The 18949-nt window shown below is 70.8% G+C and carries 23 protein-coding genes; 9 read left to right on the top strand and 14 right to left on the bottom strand.

Annotation, left to right across the window (positions count from 1 at the left end; all coding sequences use genetic code 11):
- Positions 1 to 138: 138 nt before the first annotated feature.
- Entirely contained in the window at positions 139 to 1773 is a 1635-nt protein-coding gene (gene dacB / locus CP978_RS18885) for a D-alanyl-D-alanine carboxypeptidase/D-alanyl-D-alanine endopeptidase (RefSeq protein WP_043442588.1), read from the bottom strand.
- Between the two features lie 79 nt (positions 1774 to 1852).
- Here dacB and CP978_RS18880 point away from each other — a divergent pair, with 79 nt between their 5' ends.
- On the top strand, positions 1853 to 2344 hold the full coding sequence (locus tag CP978_RS18880; RefSeq protein ID WP_043448945.1) for an inorganic diphosphatase: 492 nt from the start codon (positions 1853 to 1855) through the stop codon (positions 2342 to 2344).
- A 166-nt stretch (positions 2345 to 2510) separates the two neighbouring features.
- Complete coding sequence (locus CP978_RS18875) at positions 2511 to 4265, top strand: threonine/serine exporter family protein (RefSeq protein ID WP_079162212.1); 1755 nt, start codon at positions 2511 to 2513, stop codon at positions 4263 to 4265.
- 22 nt (positions 4266 to 4287) lie between these two features.
- Here CP978_RS18875 and CP978_RS18870 read toward each other — a convergent pair whose 3' ends face one another.
- On the bottom strand, positions 4288 to 5364 hold the full coding sequence (locus CP978_RS18870) for a DedA family protein (protein WP_043442585.1): 1077 nt from the start codon (positions 5362 to 5364) through the stop codon (positions 4288 to 4290).
- A 256-nt stretch (positions 5365 to 5620) separates the two neighbouring features.
- Positions 5621 to 6379, bottom strand: a complete 759-nt coding sequence (locus CP978_RS18865; protein WP_043442582.1) for a MerR family transcriptional regulator — start codon at positions 6377 to 6379, stop codon at positions 5621 to 5623.
- 257 nt (positions 6380 to 6636) lie between these two features.
- On the opposite strand from CP978_RS18865, the gene gad reads away from it, so the two are divergent.
- On the top strand, positions 6637 to 8049 hold the full coding sequence (gene gad, locus CP978_RS18860; RefSeq protein ID WP_043442579.1) for a glutamate decarboxylase: 1413 nt from the start codon (positions 6637 to 6639) through the stop codon (positions 8047 to 8049).
- A gap of 33 nt (positions 8050 to 8082) precedes the next feature.
- Here the strand turns inward: gad and CP978_RS18855 are convergent, their stop codons facing one another.
- Positions 8083 to 9543, bottom strand: coding sequence for an aldehyde dehydrogenase family protein (locus CP978_RS18855; RefSeq protein ID WP_043442576.1), 1461 nt, complete (start codon positions 9541 to 9543; stop codon positions 8083 to 8085).
- Between the two features lie 132 nt (positions 9544 to 9675).
- The gene (locus CP978_RS18850; protein ID WP_043442574.1) at positions 9676 to 10512 is read right to left on the bottom strand and encodes a helix-turn-helix domain-containing protein; all 837 of its coding nucleotides are present in this window, start codon (positions 10510 to 10512) and stop codon (positions 9676 to 9678) included.
- A 328-nt stretch (positions 10513 to 10840) separates the two neighbouring features.
- Between CP978_RS18850 and CP978_RS18845 the strand changes: the two genes are divergently transcribed.
- Positions 10841 to 11350, top strand: a complete 510-nt coding sequence (locus CP978_RS18845; protein ID WP_079162211.1) for an ATP-binding protein — start codon at positions 10841 to 10843, stop codon at positions 11348 to 11350.
- 194 nt (positions 11351 to 11544) lie between these two features.
- Here CP978_RS18845 and CP978_RS18840 read toward each other — a convergent pair whose 3' ends face one another.
- The 8 genes from CP978_RS18840 to rpmG all read right to left on the bottom strand — a co-directional run bounded on the left by CP978_RS18840 (position 11545) and on the right by rpmG (position 15064).
- Positions 11545 to 11802: a DUF397 domain-containing protein gene (locus tag CP978_RS18840; RefSeq protein WP_043442572.1), complete on the bottom strand. Its 258-nt coding sequence runs from the start codon at positions 11800 to 11802 to the stop codon at positions 11545 to 11547.
- A gap of 172 nt (positions 11803 to 11974) precedes the next feature.
- Positions 11975 to 12436, bottom strand: a complete 462-nt coding sequence (locus CP978_RS18835) for an SRPBCC family protein (RefSeq protein WP_043442569.1) — start codon at positions 12434 to 12436, stop codon at positions 11975 to 11977.
- Positions 12433 to 12792, bottom strand: coding sequence for an ArsR/SmtB family transcription factor (locus tag CP978_RS18830; protein ID WP_043442566.1), 360 nt, complete (start codon positions 12790 to 12792; stop codon positions 12433 to 12435). The genes CP978_RS18835 and CP978_RS18830 overlap by 4 nt, the downstream gene beginning before the upstream one ends.
- A gap of 10 nt (positions 12793 to 12802) precedes the next feature.
- Entirely contained in the window at positions 12803 to 13174 is a 372-nt protein-coding gene (locus CP978_RS18825; RefSeq protein WP_043442563.1) for a VOC family protein, read from the bottom strand.
- Between the two features lie 90 nt (positions 13175 to 13264).
- Complete coding sequence (gene rpsR, locus CP978_RS18820) at positions 13265 to 13501, bottom strand: 30S ribosomal protein S18 (protein WP_043442560.1); 237 nt, start codon at positions 13499 to 13501, stop codon at positions 13265 to 13267.
- A complete protein-coding gene (locus tag CP978_RS18815; protein ID WP_043442557.1) occupies positions 13501 to 14643 on the bottom strand; it encodes a CobW family GTP-binding protein in 1143 nt (380 codons plus the stop codon). The genes rpsR and CP978_RS18815 overlap by 1 nt, the downstream gene beginning before the upstream one ends.
- 2 nt (positions 14644 to 14645) lie before the next feature.
- The gene (locus CP978_RS18810; RefSeq protein WP_043442554.1) at positions 14646 to 14894 is read right to left on the bottom strand and encodes a type B 50S ribosomal protein L31; all 249 of its coding nucleotides are present in this window, start codon (positions 14892 to 14894) and stop codon (positions 14646 to 14648) included.
- A gap of 5 nt (positions 14895 to 14899) precedes the next feature.
- Positions 14900 to 15064, bottom strand: a complete 165-nt coding sequence (rpmG, locus tag CP978_RS18805; RefSeq protein WP_043442551.1) for a 50S ribosomal protein L33 — start codon at positions 15062 to 15064, stop codon at positions 14900 to 14902.
- 62 nt (positions 15065 to 15126) lie between these two features.
- Here rpmG and rpmB point away from each other — a divergent pair, with 62 nt between their 5' ends.
- From rpmB to CP978_RS18785, 4 genes are all read left to right on the top strand, one after another.
- On the top strand, positions 15127 to 15363 hold the full coding sequence (gene rpmB, locus CP978_RS18800) for a 50S ribosomal protein L28 (RefSeq protein ID WP_043442550.1): 237 nt from the start codon (positions 15127 to 15129) through the stop codon (positions 15361 to 15363).
- An 18-nt stretch (positions 15364 to 15381) separates the two neighbouring features.
- Complete coding sequence (gene rpsN / locus CP978_RS18795; RefSeq protein ID WP_043442548.1) at positions 15382 to 15687, top strand: 30S ribosomal protein S14; 306 nt, start codon at positions 15382 to 15384, stop codon at positions 15685 to 15687.
- 49 nt (positions 15688 to 15736) lie between these two features.
- Entirely contained in the window at positions 15737 to 16243 is a 507-nt protein-coding gene (locus tag CP978_RS18790; protein ID WP_043442546.1) for a hypothetical protein, read from the top strand.
- Between the two features lie 162 nt (positions 16244 to 16405).
- On the top strand, positions 16406 to 16915 hold the full coding sequence (locus CP978_RS18785; RefSeq protein WP_150478248.1) for a DUF4232 domain-containing protein: 510 nt from the start codon (positions 16406 to 16408) through the stop codon (positions 16913 to 16915).
- Between the two features lie 7 nt (positions 16916 to 16922).
- Here CP978_RS18785 and CP978_RS18780 read toward each other — a convergent pair whose 3' ends face one another.
- Positions 16923 to 18050, bottom strand: coding sequence for a DUF2786 domain-containing protein (locus CP978_RS18780; protein ID WP_043442542.1), 1128 nt, complete (start codon positions 18048 to 18050; stop codon positions 16923 to 16925).
- 127 nt (positions 18051 to 18177) lie between these two features.
- On the opposite strand from CP978_RS18780, the gene CP978_RS18775 reads away from it, so the two are divergent.
- Positions 18178 to 18912: a Clp protease N-terminal domain-containing protein gene (locus CP978_RS18775; protein ID WP_043442539.1), complete on the top strand. Its 735-nt coding sequence runs from the start codon at positions 18178 to 18180 to the stop codon at positions 18910 to 18912.
- The last annotated feature ends 37 nt before the right edge of the window (positions 18913 to 18949 follow it).

Here is an 18949-nt window from a genome sequence, read left to right as displayed (position 1 = left end):
CGCTGCCGCCGGGTCCCGGGCGCCACCGTCACCCGGGAGACCGCGGCTCCGCGGGCCGCCGCTCTCCGCGGTGCAAGCGGAGAGCGGTCGTCCATGGTGTGCCCGGCCCCGCGGGACCCGTGCCCGGTCCGTCGGGCGTCACCGGCAGCCGCAGCCCGCCAGTGCCGCCGCCGCGCGGTCGAGGGCCGCCCTGGCCGCCGTCTGGTCCATCGAGCCGTCCGTCAGGAACGCGAAGGCCAGCAGGCGGCCGTCGGCGTCCACCACGATCCCGGCGAGCGTGTTGACGCCGGTGAGGGAGCCCGTCTTGGCGCGGACGAGGCCGATGCCCGGGCGCTCGGCGGTGTTCTCGTAGCGGTCGCTGAGGGTGCCCGTGAAACCGGCCACGGGCAGCCCCGTCAAGGCCGCACGGAGCTCCGGGTGGGAGGGGGAGCCGGCGGTCGCCAGCAGGGCCGTCAGCAGGTTGGCCGTGAGTTTGTCCTCCCGGTCGAGGCCGCTGCCGTCGTGGAAGGCGGACCCGGCGACCGGAAGACCGAGCTTCCCCAGCCGGTCGTGGACGGCCGCCGCGCCCCCCTCGAAGCTCGCGTCCCGGCCGGTCGCGAGTGCGGTGTGCCGCGCGAGAGCCTCGGCGATGTCGTTGTCGCTGTCGGTGAGCATCCGCTCGACCACGGCGGACAGGGGCGGCGACTGGACCGAGGCCAGGGTCGCCGCGTCGGGCGTGGCCTTCGCGGCGGCGTCGGGGGCCTCGACCTCGATACCGCGGTCGCGCAGCAGGGCGCCGAAGGTCCGGGCCGCCTCGGCCGCCGGGTCCGCGCTGCGGGCCGCCGGTCCGCTGCCGGAGTCGTCCGTGCGGCCCTCGTCGGCCATCAGGGCGGTGACCCGCGCGATGTTCTCGTTGACCCCGATGGGGTGCAGGTCCTCGCCGGTGAACAGGGAGGCGTCGTATGCGAGGGACACCCGGGGCAGTCTGCGCTTCTCGAGCGCGGTGGCGGTCCGGTCGGCGAGGGCGCGCAGGTCCGCCCAGGCGCCCCCCTTCCCTCGGGCCGTCAGGGTCGGGTCGCCGCCCCCGACGAGCAGCAGCTTGTCCGTGCCGGGCTCCAGCACGGCACGGGTGACGAAACGGTGGTCGGGGCCGACCGCGGAGAGCGCGGCCACGGCCGTGGCGATCTTCGTGGTGGAGGCGGGGGTCAACGCCCGGTCCTGGTCCTTGCCGTACAGGCGTTCGCCGGTGGCCACGTCCACGACGGCGGCGGTGCGCCGGGGGCCGAGGGAGTCGTCGTCCAGGAGCCGGTCGAGCACGGAGGCCAGGGTCGGCACGGACGGTGCGGACGGTGCGGACTTGGTGAGGACCGTCCGTCCGGTCACCCCGGCCAGCACGGGCGCGGCGCTCGGTGCGGGTGCCGGTGTCTCGGCCGCCGCGCCGGAACGGCTGCCGTGATCTGCGCCACCCTCACGACTCCACGCTGCCGCCCGGTCGCGCTCCGCCGTACGCTGGCCCGTGGAGTCCCAGGGACCGGCGGCGGTCGCGGCACCGGCCGCGAGTGCGAGGCCCACGGTGGCGGCGACAGCAGCCACCTGCGGGGTGGTGTACCTCCCCTCGCGGGGGCGCACGGCGCGCGTGACCCGCGCGACGTGTGGTCTCACCACCTCGGTGATCCGCTGCGCGCGGGGTCGCACGGCCTGGGCCACGCGTGCGAGGCGCGGTGTCACGGCCCTCGCGACCCGCGCAAGATGCGGCCTCGCGGCCCGCCAAGGCCTCAGCTCCGGCACGACCACCAGCCCCTTTCGCGATCACCCACCTGCGTGAGGGACACTTAACCACCAGAACTATGTGCTGATCATGGAGGAACCACCGGTGGAGTTCGACGTCACGATCGAGATCCCGAAGGGGTCGCGGAACAAGTACGAGGTGGATCACGAGACCGGTCGTATCCGCCTGGACCGTCGTCTCTTCACCTCGACCAGTTACCCGGCCGACTACGGCTTCGTCGAGAACACCCTCGGCGAGGACGGCGACCCGCTGGACGCGCTGGTCATCCTGGAGGAGCCCACCTTCCCCGGCTGCCTCATCACCTGCCGCGCCATCGGCATGTTCCGCATGACGGACGAGGCCGGCGGCGACGACAAGCTGCTGTGCGTGCCGGCGTCGGACCCGCGTGTGGAGCACCTGCGGGACATCCACCACGTCTCGGAGTTCGACCGCCTGGAGATCCAGCACTTCTTCGAGGTCTACAAGGACCTGGAGCCCGGCAAGTCCGTCGAGGGCGCCGACTGGGTCGGCCGCACGGACGCGGAGGCCGAGATCGAGCGTTCCTACAAGCGCTTCAAGGAGCAGGGCGGTCACTGACCGCACGCTTCGTAAGGCAGGACGCCGGCCGCTCCTGCCGCCCAGCGGGCCGCGTGACCCTCACCGGGGTGACGCGGCCCGTTCGCGTGCATGCGCATACTGAGTCGTACGGGAGGTACGCGAGGGACACAGGGACACACGTACCCGGAAGGCAAGGCGGGAGCTGGTGGCGGAGCCGGACACGGAGGACCGCAAGCCGCGGTCGGACGAGGCGAGGAGCGTTTTCGCGCCCGCGGGGCGGGGCGGGGGCGAGTCCGTCGCCACGTCCGAGTTCACGATCCCGGGCGTCCGCCTGCCCCCGGCGGCCGGCAGCGACCCGTCCACGACGTCCGAGTTCGCTCTCCCCGAGGGGCTCGGGACTCCCCCGGCGGCGAGCGCCGGGCCGGAGACGACCTCCGAGTTCGCCCTGCCGGAGGGGCTGGAGGTCCTGCCGCCCGCCGCCGAGCCGGACGGCTCCGCGTTCAGCACGCCGAGCACCTACACCGCCGGTCAGGCCCCACCGGCCTTCGCCCCGGCCTCCGGGGTCCCCGCGGTCCGGCTGACCGAGGAGGCGCCCTGGCAGGACCGGATGCGCACCATGCTGCGCATGCCGGTGACCGAACGGCCCGCGCCGGAACCGGCCCAGAAGACCGGCGAGACCGCCCCCGCCGTGCCCCGTGTGCTCGACCTCACACTCCGCATCGGAGAACTGCTGCTGGCGGGCGGCGAGGGCGCCGAGGACGTGGAGACGGCGATGTTCGCGGTCTGCCGGTCCTACGGCCTGGACCGCTGCGAGCCGACGGTCACCTTCACCCTGCTGTCGATCTCGCACCAGCCGTCGTTGGTCGACGACCCGGTGACCGCGTCCCGGACCGTACGCCGCCGGGGCACTGACTACACACGGCTGTCGGCCGTGTTCCGGCTGGTGGACGACCTCAGCGACCCGGAGACGACGATCTCCCTGGAGGAGGCCTACCGGCGGCTCGCCGAGATCCGCCGCAACCGCCACCCCTACTCCGGCTGGGTGCTGACGGCGGCCACCGGGCTGCTCGCCGGTGCGGCCTCGGTGCTCGTCGGCGGTGATCTGGTCGTGTTCATCGCGGCCGCGCTGGGCGCGATGCTGGGCGACCGTCTCGCCTGGGTGTGCGCCGGTCGCGGGCTGCCGGAGTTCTACCAGTTCACGGCGGCCGCGATGCCTCCGGCGGCGATCGGCGTGGCGCTCACCGTCGCCCATGTCGACGTGAAGGCGTCCGCGGTGATCACCGGTGGACTGTTCGCCCTGCTGCCCGGGCGGGCCCTCGTCTCGGGTGTGCAGGACGGGCTGACCGGTTTCTACATCACCGCGGCCGCGCGCCTGCTGGAGGTCATGTACTTCTTCGTGGGCATCGTCATCGGCGTCCTGGTGGTGCTGTACTTCGGTGTGCAGCTGGGCGCCCAGCTGAACCCGGACGCGGCCCTGATCCTCTCCGAGCGGCCGGTGGTGCAGATCGTCGCCTCCATGCTGCTCTCCCTGACCTTCGCCGTGCTGCTCCAGCAGGAGCGGTCCACCGTGCTCTGGGTGACCCTCAACGGGGGTGTCGCCTGGAGCGTGTACGGGGCCCTGCACTACACGGGCGGCATCTCGCCGGTCGCCTCCACGGCCGTCGCGGCGGGTCTGGTGGGCCTGTTCGGGCAGTTGCTGTCGCGCTACCGGTTCGCGTCCGCGCTGCCGTACACCACCGCCGCGATCGGGCCGCTGCTGCCCGGTTCCGCCACGTACTTCGGGCTGCTGGCGATCGCTCAGAACCACCTCGACAAGGGGCTGGTGTCGCTGGCCAAGGCGGCCTCGCTCGCCATGGCCATCGCGATCGGGGTGAACCTGGGATCGGAGATCTCGCGGCTGTTCCTGCGGGTGGGCTCGGCCCAGGGGCGGCGGGCGGCCAAGCGGACACGCGGATTCTGAACGCCCGACGCCCCCGCCCGGGTCAGCTCTGCGGGTAGCCCTGGCCGTAGGGGTACTGCTGGGGCTGGTCATAGCCCTGCTGGGGGTCGTACGGCTGCTGCGGCTGCGGCTGCTGGTGACCCTGGGGGTACTGCTGGGCGTACGGGCCGGCCTGGCCGTAGTTCTGTCCCTGGCCCTGGCCCTGGCCCGGTCCGTAGTTCTGGCCGTAGCCCTGGTTCGGGTGGTAGGGCTGCCCGCTCTGCGGGTGTGCCCGACCCTGGTCGCCGTACGACGGGGCCTGCATCGGGTCGCCGTACGCCGGGCCCTGGTCCTGGCCGGGGAACGCCGGGCTCCGGCCCTGGTCGCCGTAGGGCTGCCCGCTCTGGTCCTGGTAGGCGGGCGTCACGTGGCGCAGCCGGGTCGTGGCGTCGTCCATGACCGGCGGCTCCTGGCCGAACTCGGTGAACTGCTGCTCGGCCGGGTCCTCCGGCGGGTTCTTCTTGGCCTGGGAGCGCGCCCGCAGGAACTCGATGGCGATCGGGACCACCGAGATCAGGACGATCAGGATCAGGATCAGCTCGATGTGCGCGTGGACGAACGCGATGTTGCCCAGCCAGGAACCCAGCAGGGTGACACCGGCGCCCCACAGGACGCCGCCGATGACGTTGAAGACCAGGAAGGAGCGGTACCGCATGCCGCTGACGCCGGCGATGATCGGCGTGAAGGTGCGCACGACCGGCACGAAGCGGGCCAGGATCAGGGACTTCGGACCGTGCTTCTCGAAGAACTCGTGCGCCTTCGTCACGTTCTCCTGCTTGAAGAGACGCGAGTCCGGACGGTTGAAGAGCGACGGGCCGACCTTCCTGCCGAACATGTAGCCCGCCTGGTCGCCCAGGATTGCCGCGACGCAGATCAGGGCGACCGCGGCCCACAGCGGGAAGTCCAGGGTCCCCGAGGTGATCAGCAGTCCGCAGGTGAACAGCAGCGAGTCGCCCGGCAGGAAGAACCCGATGAGCAGGCCCGACTCGGCGAAGACGACAAGGAGCAGGCCCCAGATTCCGAATTGGTCCAGTAGGTAGTTCGGATCCAGCCAGCTCGGTCCGAGGGCAAGCGTCGTCACGGTTCCGGGCTCCTGAAGAGTGAAGGGACGTGCGGCGTCCTGAGGGGCGGCCGACAACGATGGCCGGACAAAGCTATCAACGCACGGTGTCCTCACCGCGTTCCACCGGTGTCCGAGGGATGCACGGTGCTCGAACCCGGACAAAGCCATGGCCCCGGGCGGCGGGAGACCCCGGATCACGCCCTCCGGACGACGGCGGTCCCGGGCCGGGATGCCGATCCCGGCCCGGGGCCGCGTCAGAAGTGCCGGGACCTCGTCAGGAGTGCCGGGCGGCGTTCGCCACGATCGCGTCCCTGAGATGCTCGGCGAGACCCGGCCGGGTGGAGTCGTAGAACTCCCTGAACCGCTCGTCGGCGACATACATCTCCCCGAGCCCGCGATGCATGGCGTACGAACACGCGTAGAACCATGTCCCGATGTGCTGCCGGTGTTCCTCGGCCAGGTCCATGGCGCGCTCGCCGTCCGGCCTCCCGCCCGCGGCCATCAGGGCGTCATAGCGCTCCAGCCAGGCGTTCCTCTCGTCCCGCATACGCATCCAGTCGCCCTTGGTGTAGCGGGCGGTGCGCCGCCGCGACTCGGAGAAGGCCTCCGTGCCTCCCCAACGCCGTTCCGACTCCTCCGTGTGCTGTTCGGGGTCCTGGTCCCCGAAGACCTCGAACCTCTCCTGCGGTGTGAGAGCGATGCCCATCGTGTGTGCCTCCATGGCGCGTTCCACGGCCGCCGCCATGCTGCGCAGTCTCTCGATCCGGACGGTCAGCAGCCGGTGCTGGCGGCGCAGATGTGCGCGCGGGTCCGTGTCCGGATCGTCGAGCAGGGCGGCGACCTCGTCGAGCGGAAAGCCGAGCTCCCGGTAGAACAGGATCTGCTGCAGCCGGTCGAGGTCCGCCTCGCCGTAGCGCCGGTGGCCCGCACGGGTGCGCTCACCGGGGACGAGCAGACCGATCTCGTCGTAGTGGTGCAGCGTGCGTACGGTCACACCGGCGAAGCCGGCCACCTCGCCCACCGAGTAGCTCATCTCCGCTCCCTTCCGGGTACGCGCCTCAGACTGCGCCCTCACGTCGCGTGAGGTGCAAGCCTCTCTCCTCGGGGCACTGCGGCTCTCCTCTCCCCGGCCGGCCGCCACGCTCCGAGGGCGCGGCCCGCACTGAGCCGAACGGGTGAAGTGCCCGGGCCCGTGAACCGGCGGGCCGCGCCGATGCGATGAAGCGGCAGAAGGCCCGGATCCGATGAGACGCGGACGCACACCACCGACGTGACGGGAGACGAGAGACCATGCCACTGCACACCGGCTCGACACAGCCCGACGGGCGCCCCAGGTCGTTGAACCCCTTCTTCGGGGAGGCCAATCCGGCCGTCGAGATGTCCGAGGCCCCGCACAAGCACCGGCTGCCCGACGGCCCGATGCCGCCCTCGGTCGCCTATCAGCTGGTCCACGACGAACTGATGCTGGACGGCAACGCACGGCTGAATCTCGCCACCTTCGTCACCACCTGGATGGAGGAGCAGGCCGACCGGCTGATGTCGGAGTGCCGCGACAAGAACATGATCGACAAGGACGAGTACCCGCGCTCGGCCGAGCTGGAGCGCCGCTGCGTGGCCATGCTCGCCCATCTGTGGAACGCACCCCGTCCGGAGACCGTCGTGGGCTGTTCGACGAACGGTTCGAGCGAGGCGTGCATGCTCGCCGGGATGGCCCTGAAGCGGCGCTGGATCCGGCGCAACGCGGATCGCTACCCGTCGGCCGACGCCCGTCCCAATCTGGTCATGGGGGTGAATGTGCAGGTCTGCTGGGAGAAGTTCTGCACCTTCTGGGAGGTCGAGGCGCGCCAGGTGCCCATGGAGGGCGACCGGTTCCATATCGACCCTCAGGCCGCCGCCGATCTGTGCGACGAGAACACGATCGGGGTCGTCGGCATCCTCGGATCCACCTTCGACGGGTCGTACGAACCGATCGCCGACCTGTGCGCGGCACTGGACGCCCTTCAGGAGCGCAGCGGCCTGGACATCCCGGTGCATGTGGACGGCGCGTCCGGAGCGATGATCGCGCCCTTCCTCGACGAGGACCTGGTGTGGGACTTCCGGCTGCCCCGGGTCTCCTCGATCAACACGTCCGGCCACAAGTACGGGCTGGTCTACCCGGGCGTCGGCTGGGCGCTGTGGCGCGACCAGGAGGTGCTCCCCGAGGAGTTGGTCTTCCGGGTGAACTACCTGGGCGGCGACATGCCGACCTTCGCGCTCAACTTCTCCCGGCCCGGGGCCCAGGTGGTCGCGCAGTACTACACCTTCCTGAGACTGGGCCGGGACGGATACCGGGCCGTCCAGCAGACCACACGGGATGTGGCGCGGAGCCTGGCCGAGCGGGTGGAGGCGCTCGGCGACTTCCGCCTCCTCACCCGGGGCGACCAGCTGCCGGTCTTCGCCTTCACCACCGCGGCGGAGGTGAAGGCGTACGACGTCTTCGACGTCTCCCGGCGCCTGCGTGAGTTCGGCTGGCTGGTGCCCGCGTACACCTTCCCGGCCGACCGTGAGGACCTGTCCGTCCTGCGGATCGTGTGCCGCAACGGCTTTTCGACGGACCTCGCCGATCTGTTCATGGACGATCTCACCCGGCTGTTGCCCCTGGTGCGGCGGCAGACGTGTCCGATGACCCGCGACAAGCGGCTGGCCACCAGCTTCCACCACTGAGGCCCGGAGCCGAAGACCGCCGGTGCCGCGGCACTAGAACGGGAAGGCGCTCCGCCCGTGCTGCACCGAGATCCACTTCTGCGTGGTGAACGCGTCGATCGTGGTCTCGCCGTTGAGGCGGCCGATGCCCGAGTGCTTCTCGCCCCCGAAGGGGACGATCGGCTCGTCGTGGACGGTGCCGTCGTTCACATGGAACATCCCGGTGTCGATCTGCCGGGCGAAGCGGACGCCGCGCTCGATGTCGCCGGTGTGGACGGCGCCGCTGAGACCGTAGGGGGTGTCATTGACGATCCGTACGGCCTCCTGCTCACCGTCGAACGGAATGAGGAAGGCGACCGGGCCGAAGACCTCCTGCCGCAGAAGGGCCGAGTCGGCGGGGAGACCGGTCAGCACGGAGGGTTCGATCAGGTTGCCGGTGGTCGTGCCGTGCACCAGCGCCGTCGCACCCTCGGCGACCGCCTGCTGGACCACGCCCGAAATGGCTTCCGCCTGGGAGGAGTTGATGACCGGGCCGATGACGGTCTCCGGGTCGCGCGGGTCGCCGGCCTTGAGGGACCTCACCTTGGCGACGAACTTCTCGGTGAACTCCTTCTGCACCGAGCGGTCCACCAGCACACGGTTGGCGGCCATACAGACCTGCCCCTGGTGCACATAGCGGCTGAAGACGGCGGCGTCGACCGCGTAGTCCACATCCGCGTCGTCCAGGACCACCAGCGCGCTGTTGCCGCCCAGTTCGAGGACGGAGCGCTTGAAGAGCGAGGCACAGACCGTGGCCACATGCCGGCCGACCTGGTCGGAGCCGGTGAAGGAGATCACCTTCGGGACGGGGTGTTCGAGGAAGGCGTCACCGATCTCCGCGATATCGGTGATCACGACATTGAGCAGGCCGCCGGGGAGCCCCGCGTCCTCGAAGAGCCTGGCGATCAGGGAGCCTCCGACGACCGGTGTGTCCTGGTGGGGCTTGAGGACCACGCCGTTGCCGAGCGCGAGCGCGGGGGCGACGGACTTCAGTGACAGCAGGAAGGGGAAGTTGAACGGGCTGATCACTCCGACGACGCCCACGGGCACCCGGTAGAGACGGTTCTCCTTGCCGTCGACCGGCGACGGCAGGATCGTGCCCTCCGGTCGCAGCGTCAGCCGGACCGACTCGCGCAGGAACTCCTTGGCTAGGTGCAGTTCGAAGGCGGCCTTGAGGCGTGTGCCGCCCAGCTCGGCGATGATCGCCTCGGTGATCTCGGCCTCGCGGTCCTCGACCAGCCCGAGCACCTTCTCCAGCACCGCACGCCGGGTGTAGGGGTTGGTGGTGGCCCACTCCTTCTGGGCGGCAGCGGCGGCCCGGTACGCCTCGTCCACCTCGCCGACCGTGGCTATCGTGATCGACGCCAGCTTCTCGCCGTCGTACGGGTTGACGTCGATGATGTCCCAGGAGCCGGTGCCCGGGCGCCATTCACCGCCGATGTACTGCTGGGCCAGATCGGTGAAGTAGGACGACATGTGATCCCTCAATCCCTCGCAGCCGAAGCAGACACCCGTTCACCTGCCCGGAACTCGTCATGGTCCGATCACGCGTCATCGTACTGACGTCCAAGGGGAGTTGGGGGAATTCGTCCGACGCTCCGGGACCGCTCAGGAGAGCTGGAGCAGTTCTCGCAGCAGGTCGCGACTCTCGTCCTTGCCGGGGCTGTCCTGCTGCAACTGCCGCATCGCGGAATCGTACTGGGCGACGTCCTCGCGCTTGTCCAGATACAGCGCGCTGGTCAGCTGCTCCAGATAGACCACATCGGAGAGGTCGGACTCGGGGAAGCTCAGCAGGGTGAAGGAGCCGCTCTCCCCGGAGTGCCCGCCGTGGCTGAACGGCATGACCTGAAGCCGTACGTTCGGGCGCTCCGAGATGTCGATCAGATGCTGGAGCTGGCCGCGCATCACCTGCCGGTCCCCTTGGGGGCGGTGCAGGGACGCCTCGTCGAGCACCACATGGAAGTCCGGGGCGTTCTCCGAGACGAGGTACTTCTGCCGCTCCAGCCGGAGCGCCACCCGCCGGTCGATGTCCTCGGCGCTCGCACCCTTCATGCCCCGGGCGACGACCGCATGCGCATAGGCCTCGGTCTGCAGCAGACCGTGCACGAACTGGACCTCGTAGGACCGGATCAGATGTGCCGCGCCCTCCAGACCGACGTACGTGGGGAACCAGCTCGGCAGGACGTCCGAATAGCTGTGCCACCACCCGGCGACATTGGCCTCCCTGGCGAGGGAGAGCAGGGGCGTGCGTTCGGCCTCGTCGGTGACCCCGTACAACGTCAGCAGATCCTCGACATCGCGTGTCTTGAAGCTCACCCGTCCCAACTCCATGCGGCTGATCTTCGATTCCGAGGCCCGGATCGAATAGCCGGCCTTCTCCCTGGTGATGCCGCGCGCCTCCCGCAGGCGCCTGAGATGGGATCCCAGCAGAATGCGCCGCACCACCGACCCGCTCGTCGAGTCCCCAGCGCTCACGTTCGTCAGCCTCCCCAACCGTGCTTCCGACCGCGCAGTCTGCCACTAAAACACTTCGAGCTGTACTCGCGCGGTTACAGAAAGGGAAAGCAGCCAAAGGTGAGCCAGTGGGAAAGATCAGGAAGGGGCGTCCAAGAGGGAAGAACGTGACAGAAGAAACAAGCAGAAAGCGGCATGAAACCGGCCGATTCCAGCGCGTGCACGTGCATCTGCCCTTGCATCTGCCTGGCTCATCCGAAACCATGGTTCTGCGCCACCGCTGCATCGCCACGTTCGCGAACACCCGGGAGTGCCTCGCATGGGAACGAACGGATCGACCATGCTCACGCCTTTACGGCAGGGACTTCCGCCACTCGACCCCTCGGCCGTGTCCGGCGCCGCCTCCTGCGCCCTGCCCGCCCGCCTCGAAGCGGTCCGCGACGCACGGCGGTTCACCCGGGGAACACTGGGCCAGTGGGACATGGACGAGCGCGCCGACGACATCTGTCTCGTGGTCTCCGAACTCGTGACCAACGCACTGCGCCATGCGCTGCCCTCGCCCGCTCCACGCGGGGGCGAGCAGAACGCGCCGCTCCGGCTGCACCTGATGCGCTGGTCCGCGCGCCTGGTGTGCGCCGTGCGTGACCCCAGTGACGACGGTCCGGTCGCGGACGGTTCGGAGGACTTCTCCGCGGAGTCGGGCCGTGGGCTGTTCCTGGTCGACTCGTTCTCCGACGGCTGGGGCTGGCATCCGCTGGCGGGCACACTGAGCGGCAAGGTGGTCTGGGCACTGTTCCGGCTGCCGTCCGCACCGGCGGGCCGAGCATGACGGCCCTCCGCACCTCTTGAGGCGACCCGTCTACGCGCGTTGCCACCCAGGCGGTGCCCCGACGCACCGCGGGCCGCCCACCCGGGCACCCCGCACCGCACACAGCCACGGTCGCCGCGCACGGGCGGCGACCGCCGCGGCACACACGGGCGACGAACGCCCCGCCCCGTCCTCCCCCGGTGCGCCGCACCGCCTCACGCGATCAGGTGGTCGAACTCGCCGTCCTTGACGCCCAACAGCATCGCCTCGATCTCCGCGCGGGTGTAGACGAGCGCGGGTCCGTCGGGAAAGCGCGAGTTCCGTACCGCCACGCCTCCCCCCGGCAGCCGGGCGAACTCCACGCACGATCCCTGGGAGTTGCTGTGCCGGCTCTTCTGCCAGGCCGCCCCGTGCAGTTCCGTCGCAGCCATGCCGTTGTACACGTCGCCCACGTCGTACACGTCGTGCTCCACAGGTCGCTCCCCGGGTGGTGCATCGGCTGATGTGGCCATGGATGCAGTGGTCAACTGCCCCGGATCATAACTCCGTTCACATGCAGACGCATTTGCAGATGCACGTGCACGCGGGGTGTTCCCGCGGTTACAGCTTTTGCAGTGCCTTGACCGCCGTCTGACTTCGCCCTGACTACAGCTGGTCGAGCGTCTGCCCCAGAGCCCGCATCACATGCGACCTCCAGCCCTCGCCCATGACCGTCCGCGCCATCGACTGTGCCGGGTCGTCCGGGTCGAATCCTTCGTGCACTAGGAAGAGACGCGTACCGCGGCCCTCCTGTTCCAGCGTCCATGTGATGGTCCAGTCCGCGGGGTTGGCCGGATCGGCGTCGGCCCACCGGACACACAGCATCCGCTCGGGCTCATAGGCGAGAACCTGCACGTCGACGACGCCGGAGAAAGCCGCGTTGGGTCGTGGGACCGAGGTCATCCGGTACCGGTGGCCCACTTCGAGCCGGAAGTCCTCGGAGCCGGGCATCTGCCACCGGGCGAGCAGTCCGGGCTCGGTCAGGGCGCGCCAGACCTTGGCGGGCGGATGCGGCAGGAACTGGTCGACGCGGATCGTGGTGAGGTCGTCACCGGACGATGTGCTCATGAGCGGTCATCGTCGGGCATGCGGTCGAGCAGCTCGCCGAGTCCCCGCAGCCGCTGCCGCCAGAACCGCTCGTACGGATGGAGCCAGTCCTGCACCTCGGCTAGCGGTGCGGCTTCGAGGCGGTAGATGCGCTGCCGGCCGGAGCGCTGCTCGGAGACGAGCCCGGCCTCCCGCAGCACCTTGAGATGCTCCGAGAGGCTCGGGCGGCGCATCTCGAAGCGGTCGGCCAGGGCCTGGACGGGCTGCGGCCCCTCGTCGCGCAGCAGCCGCAGCAGCTCGCGGCGCGTGGCGTTGGCGAGCGCGGCGAAGACACGGTCCTCGGCAGCGGTGTCCGTCCCGGCCCCGGTCGTGGTCATGCGGGCCTTCCTATCCCTGAGCCTCCGTCAGCAGCAGCAGACCATTGCCGTCGGGGTCCTGGAAGGACGCCATCCGGCCCCAGGGGAGGTCGTCCGGACCCTGCACGGACACCCCCGCCCCGGCCAGCCGCGCACAGTCGGCGTCGACATCGGTCGTGAGCAACATGATCCCCCGGGTCGAGCCCGGTTCGAAATCGCCCGTCCCGGGGCCGGAGAGAGTGAAGACGGTCTGGGCGCCCTCGGGGGCGACCTGGAGCCATCGGCCCTGCGGCAGATCCAGGTCGGCGGCGACCTGGAAGCCGAGGAGTTCGGTGTAGAAGCGCAGGGCGCGGTCCTGGTCGGCGACGGGGAGGGTCACGAAGGAGGCATGTGTGATGGTCATACGGACACCATAGGTAGGAGATTCCCTACGAGTCAAACGTAGGGAATCTCCTACCTATAAATCTCCTACCCAGATGGCTGCGGCCCTCGGCTACCGGGACGCATACGGCAGCAGCGCCATCTCCCGGGCGTTCTTGATCGCGCGCGCCAGCAGGCGCTGCTGCTGGACCGACACACGGGTGACCCGGCGGGCGCGGATCTTGCCGCGGTCCGAGAGGAACGACCGCAGCAGGTCCGTGTCCTTGTAGTCGATATAGGTGATCCCGGCCCGGTCCAGCGGGTTGGGGCGGGGCTTGGACGGGGTGCGGCGGTCGGACTTGCGGGGCATCAGGCCTCCAGGAGGGTGTCGAAGGCGGGCGTCAGCCGTTTCCAGGCGTCGCGGCCCGCGGCGTACTCGACGTCGGTCAGCAGACAGGACTCCAGCAGGTGTTCGAGTCCGGCACGGTCCAGGCCGGGAGAGGTGAACACCAGGTGCTGGCAGCGGTCCCCGTGTTCCGGGTGCCAGTCCAGCGCGGCGGCGGCCCGGCGCACCGGCGGGACCATCTCCCAGGCCGCATCGGGAAGGGACGCCAGCCAGGGGCCCACGCCCTCCACGCACAGGGCCCCGCCCGCCGCATCCCAGTGGAGCAGGGTGTCGGGGCGGTCGGCGAGCCAGAAACGGCCCCGGCTGCGCGCCGCGGCGCAGGTCAGGTCCTCCAGCGCGGCATACAGCCGCTCGGGGTGGAAGGGGCGGTGGCGGCGCCAGACGAAGGTGGAGACGCCGTGTGTGTCGGCCTCGACGGGCAGCAGCGCGCACGCCGGGTGCTGCGCCGCGGCGGCCGCCTCCACATCGAACCCGGCGAGGGCGGCCTCGGCCAGGGCCCGGCTCTCCGCGGCGGCCCCGAAGGGGACCTGGAGGGCCGTCGGATGCAACTGGGCCAGCAGGGCCCGGTCCTCGTCGTCGGCCTCCTCTGACTCGACCACGGCCAGCACGGGGGCGTACTCCAGCTGCCGGGCGAAGGTGTCCGCGACCGTCCGCTGGTCCGTGGCCGCGGCGGCCAGTCCGCCTTCGGCGAGGTCGTCGCCGTTGCCGAGGTAGGGGAGCAGCAGGGCCGGGTCGACCGCGGTGAGCACCCCGGTGACCGTGAGCCCGCCGGCCTCGATCGCCTCGGCCATCGCCCTGGGCTCGACCGAGTCCCACAGTTCGACGACGGCGAGCCGGGCGCGTCCGGTCTCCTCGAGCCCCCGCAGCTCGGGCACCAGGTCCTCGCGCAGGGCGCAGCAGGCGCAGTCGTTGACCAGCGGCGCCTCGCCCGTGGACAGCAGGGTGTCCTTGTCCCGCACCGAACGCATGACCGTACCGGCCGCGGCGGTCGTCAGATCATGGTGGAGCGCCACACTGCCGGGCACATCGGCGAGCAGCCGCGCCACGGCCGCCCGGCGTGCGTCGGCGTGCAGCCCGGCGACGACCACGACGGAGAGATCGGCCACCGTCAGCCCCGCTTCCCGTACCGCTGCTCGAAGCGCTCCACGCGTCCGGCCGTGTCCAGGACCCGGGCGGTGCCGGTGTAGAAGGGGTGGCTGACGTTCGAGATCTCGACGTCGACCACCGGGTAGGTGTTGCCGTCCTCCCACTCGATCGTCTTGTCGCTGGTCATGGTCGAGCGGGTGAGGAAGGTGTGGTTCGCGGCCCGGTCACGGAAGACGACGGGCCCGTACGACGGGTGGATGCCCTTGCGCACCGGACTCAGCGCTCCTCTCGGAACTCGACATGCCGGCCGACGACCGGGTCGTACTTGCGCAGGGTCATCCGGTCCGGGTCGTTCCGGCGGTTCTTGCGGGTGACATAGGTGTAGCCGGTGCCGGCCGTGGACCTCATCTTGATGACGGGTCGGAGTTCGTTGCGTGCCATGCTGGTACCTTACTGAAAATGAATACCATTTACACACCCTACCCGAGAGAGGTGCATCACCTTTGTCCGCGCACTGCATGCTGACCGGCGCCCGGCCCGGCTTCGGCAACCGGATCTCCCACTCCCACCGGCGCACCTCCCGCCGCTTCGACCCCAACATCCAGACCAAGCGGTACTGGCTGCCGAGCGAGGGCCGTCAGGTGCGGCTGCGGCTGAGCGCCAAGGGGATCAAGACCGTCGACACCATCGGCGTGGAGGCCGCGGTGGCCCGGATCCGCGCCCGCGGCGTGAAGATCTGAAGAAGCCGAGGAACCGATATGGCGAAGAAGAGCAAGATCGCGAAGAACGAGCGGCGCAAGGAGGTCGTCGCGCGGTACGCCGAGCGGCGGGCGGAGCTGAAGGAGATCCTCCGGCGTCCCTCCTCCACGGAGGACGAACGACTCGCCGCCCAGCGGGAGTTGAACCGGCAGCCGCGTGACGCCAGTGCCACCCGGGTACGCAACCGGGACAGCGTGGACGGCCGGCCGCGCGGCTATCTGCGCACCTTCGGGCTGTCCCGGGTCAATCTGCGTGAGCAAGCACACGCGGGTTATCTGCCCGGCGTCCGCAAGTCCTCCTGGTAGCTTGCTGCGGCCCTCCCCACGACCTCATCGGCAACCCTGGGAGCCTTCGGTGACCGCGACCCCTGCCACATGCCGGCCGGCACGTCTCGCACTCGCGGCCGCGGGCCTTGCGGCCGCGCTCGCCCTGACCGGCTGCGACGCCGGGGACGACGGCTCCACCGGTGAGGGCGCCTCCTCACCGGGCCCGTCCGTGTCCACGACGGATTCCGGCCCCGGCTCCGCCGCCCCGACCGCCGAGCCGGGGAAGCTCGAAGGCAGTTGGGTGGCCACCAGCGGGGGCAAGGCCGTGGCGCTGGTGATCACCGGCGAGCGGGCCGGACTCTTCGCGACGGGCGGCACCGTGTGCAGCGGGACCGCGGGCGAGCAGGGGAGCACCTGGACGATCCGCCTCACCTGCACGGACGGCAGCGAGAGCCGGGCGAGCGGGGTGGTCGACTCCGTGAACTCCACGGGGATGAAGGTGACCTGGCGGGGAAGCGTCGGCACCGAGACCTACGTCAAGGCCGAGGGCGGCATGCTGCCCAGCGGACTGCCGACGGCGAGCCTGGGCTCCTGAGGAGCGAACGACGGGCCGTGGAACCCCGGTTCCACGGCCCGCCGCCGATTCCGGACGATCCCGGCAGCGGGGGCGCGCACGCGGCACTGCGGGGGCGCGCGCCCCTCCGTCGTCCACCTGCGTGATGATCCAGGCATACCGTCACGACCGCAGAGGACCTTTATGCGCACGCTTCATGCCCCGCTCGCCCTGACCGCCCTCGTCGCGGCCCTCACCCTGACCGCCTGCGGTGGCGGGAGCGGGAGCGACAACGGCAAGGACACCGCCGGCTGCCGTCTCGCCGTCGAGGTCGGCCCCGGCAACGCCGCCACCAGCGCCGGCGACACCGGCAATGTCCCGGTCACCCTCACCAACCGCGTCGACGCGCCCTGCACCCTCGACGGGTTCCCCGGCATCGAACTGAAGGACGGGGACTCCTCCTGGTCCGTCGCCCACGCGGAGGGCGCCAAGCCGGCGAAGGTGACGCTCCAGAAGGGCGAGGCGGCGACCTTCACGATCACCTATGTCCGCGGGGACGGCGGCTCGCTCAGCGCCCCGGTGAAAAACCTGGAGATCACCGTGCCGGGGCCCGACGAGGCCGGAAGCCACCCGTGGTCGTACGGCGATGTGGCGCTGAAGAGCCGGGAGGCCCCGGACGCCTCGGTGGGCGCCATCCAGATCGCGGGCGACTGACCAGGACTCAGGGGAGCCGGGGCCGTGCCGCGACCCTGGCCCGGTCGGCGGCCGCGGCCCCCTGCTCCCATCCGGCCGCGTCGCCCGCCCCGCGCAGCCGGGTGGTGACCGTGGCCGGGAACATCCGCTCCGTACGGTCCGCGACGGCCACGTCCCGGGCCGCGAGCACCGGCAGCAGATCTCCCCCGCCGTCCGCCGTCTGCGCCTCGGCGGCCGCCCGGAGCCGGTCGCCGATGCGCTGCGCATACGCCGCCAGGAAGGACTGCCGGAACGTCTTCGTACGCTTCCGGCCACCCTTGCGCTGCGCCGCCTCCGCCGTGGTCATCGCGGTGGTGGCCTGCACCAGCAGCGAGGTGTACAGGAGTTCGACGGCCGCCAGATCGGGCTCGAAGCCGACGACCGTGGAGAAGCCGAAGGGCTCGTGCCACACGGCCCGGCAGCGGTTCGCGGTCGCCACCGCGTCCAGCAGCACCGCCTTGGCCGTCTCGTACGGCGCGTCGACTCCGATGCGGCAGGCGCCGGGCGCGTCCCCGGCGGGCGCGCCGGCCGCCAGCAGCGCCTCGTCGATACTGTGCCGCGCCATCAGCTCCTGCGCCTTGGCGCTCAGCGCCTCCGCCTCCTCCGGATAGCCGGTCGCCTCCGCCTTGGCGAGCAGGGCGCGAACCCGGGTGAGCATGCGGGACTCCGGCTGCCGCGGGGCGGCGGACGGCCGGGGCGCGTCGCGGGACTCGAGGGGCTCGAGGGCGGGGAGACGGAGCAGCAGGCGGTACAGCTCCAGTACGGCGGTGGCGTACGAGAAACGGTCGGAGGCGCGCGGAGGTTCCGCGGGGAGGTCCTGGAGCTGGGCGGCCCAGCGCGGCCCGGGCGACGGCCGCCGCCCCGCCTCCTCGACGATCAGCGCCGACACCAGGCGCACATGGAGGTCGTCCAGTTCACGGCGTACCAGGCGCACCACATCGGCGGGCTGCCAGCCGCGCCGCCAGGCCCCGGCGACGAACTGCTCGCCGCGCCGGGCGAGTTCGGCGTCGGCCGCGGGGTCGGCGGCGAGCAGCGAGGCGCCCGTGTCGAGGGCCGTGTCGGTGTCGTCATAGAGGGCGGCTCCGAAGGCGCGGTCCACCGTGGTCGTCGTACTCACAGGGTCGATCGTGACACGGGGTGCGCGGGGCACCTTCGGCGTCCCGGCCACCGAGCCGCGCCAGGGCGCGACCCAACACTGTCAACTTCGGGTTGACACTCCAGGGGTGTCAACCTACGGTTGTCACATGACGTCGAAGCCCGACACCACAGTGAAACTGCGTCTCGACGACCTCATCGAGGCCATCAAGACGGTCCATACCGACGCACTCGAACAGCTCCAGGACGCGGTGCTCGCCGCGGAGCACCTGGGCGATGTGGCCGACCATCTGATCGGCCACTTCGTGGACCAGGCCCGGCGTTCGGGGGCGTCCTGGACCGACATCGGCAAGAGCATGGGGGTGACCCGGCAGGCGGCCCAGAAGCGCTTCGTGCCGAAGGAGTCCGCCGACCTCGACCCCAGCCAGGGGTTCAGCCGCTACACCCCTCGCGCCCGCGACGCGGTCATGGCCGCGCACAACGCGTCCAAGGCAGCGGGCAATGCCGAAACCGTCCCCGAGCACCTCGTCCTGGGCCTGCTCACCGAGCCGGAGGGGCTCGCCGCCAAGGCGGTCCTCGCCCAGGGAGTCTCCCTCGAGACCGTCCGCGAGGCGGCGACCGCGGCACTCCCGCCCCGCGCCGAGGACGTCCCGGAACTCGTTCCGTACTCCCCCGCCGCCAAGAAGGCCCTCGAGCTCACCTTCAGGGAGGCGCTGCGTCTGGGGCACAACTACGTCGGTACCGAGCACATGCTCCTCGCGCTCCTCGAACTGGAGAACGGCGAGGGCCTGTTGACCGGTCTCGGCATCCAGAAGACGAGGACCGAGGAGTATGTCGAGAATGCCCTGGCGGAGATCCGCAGGGACCATGAGCAGGAGGGCTGAGCGGCCCCCGGGACAAGCAGGCCACCGCCCGTTGTCG

The organism is Streptomyces nodosus (genome assembly GCF_008704995.1).
GTDB lineage: Bacteria > Actinomycetota > Actinomycetes > Streptomycetales > Streptomycetaceae > Streptomyces > Streptomyces nodosus.
Note: the sequence above shows the minus strand (reverse complement) of the source record. Positions and strands in the feature narration are given on the sequence as shown.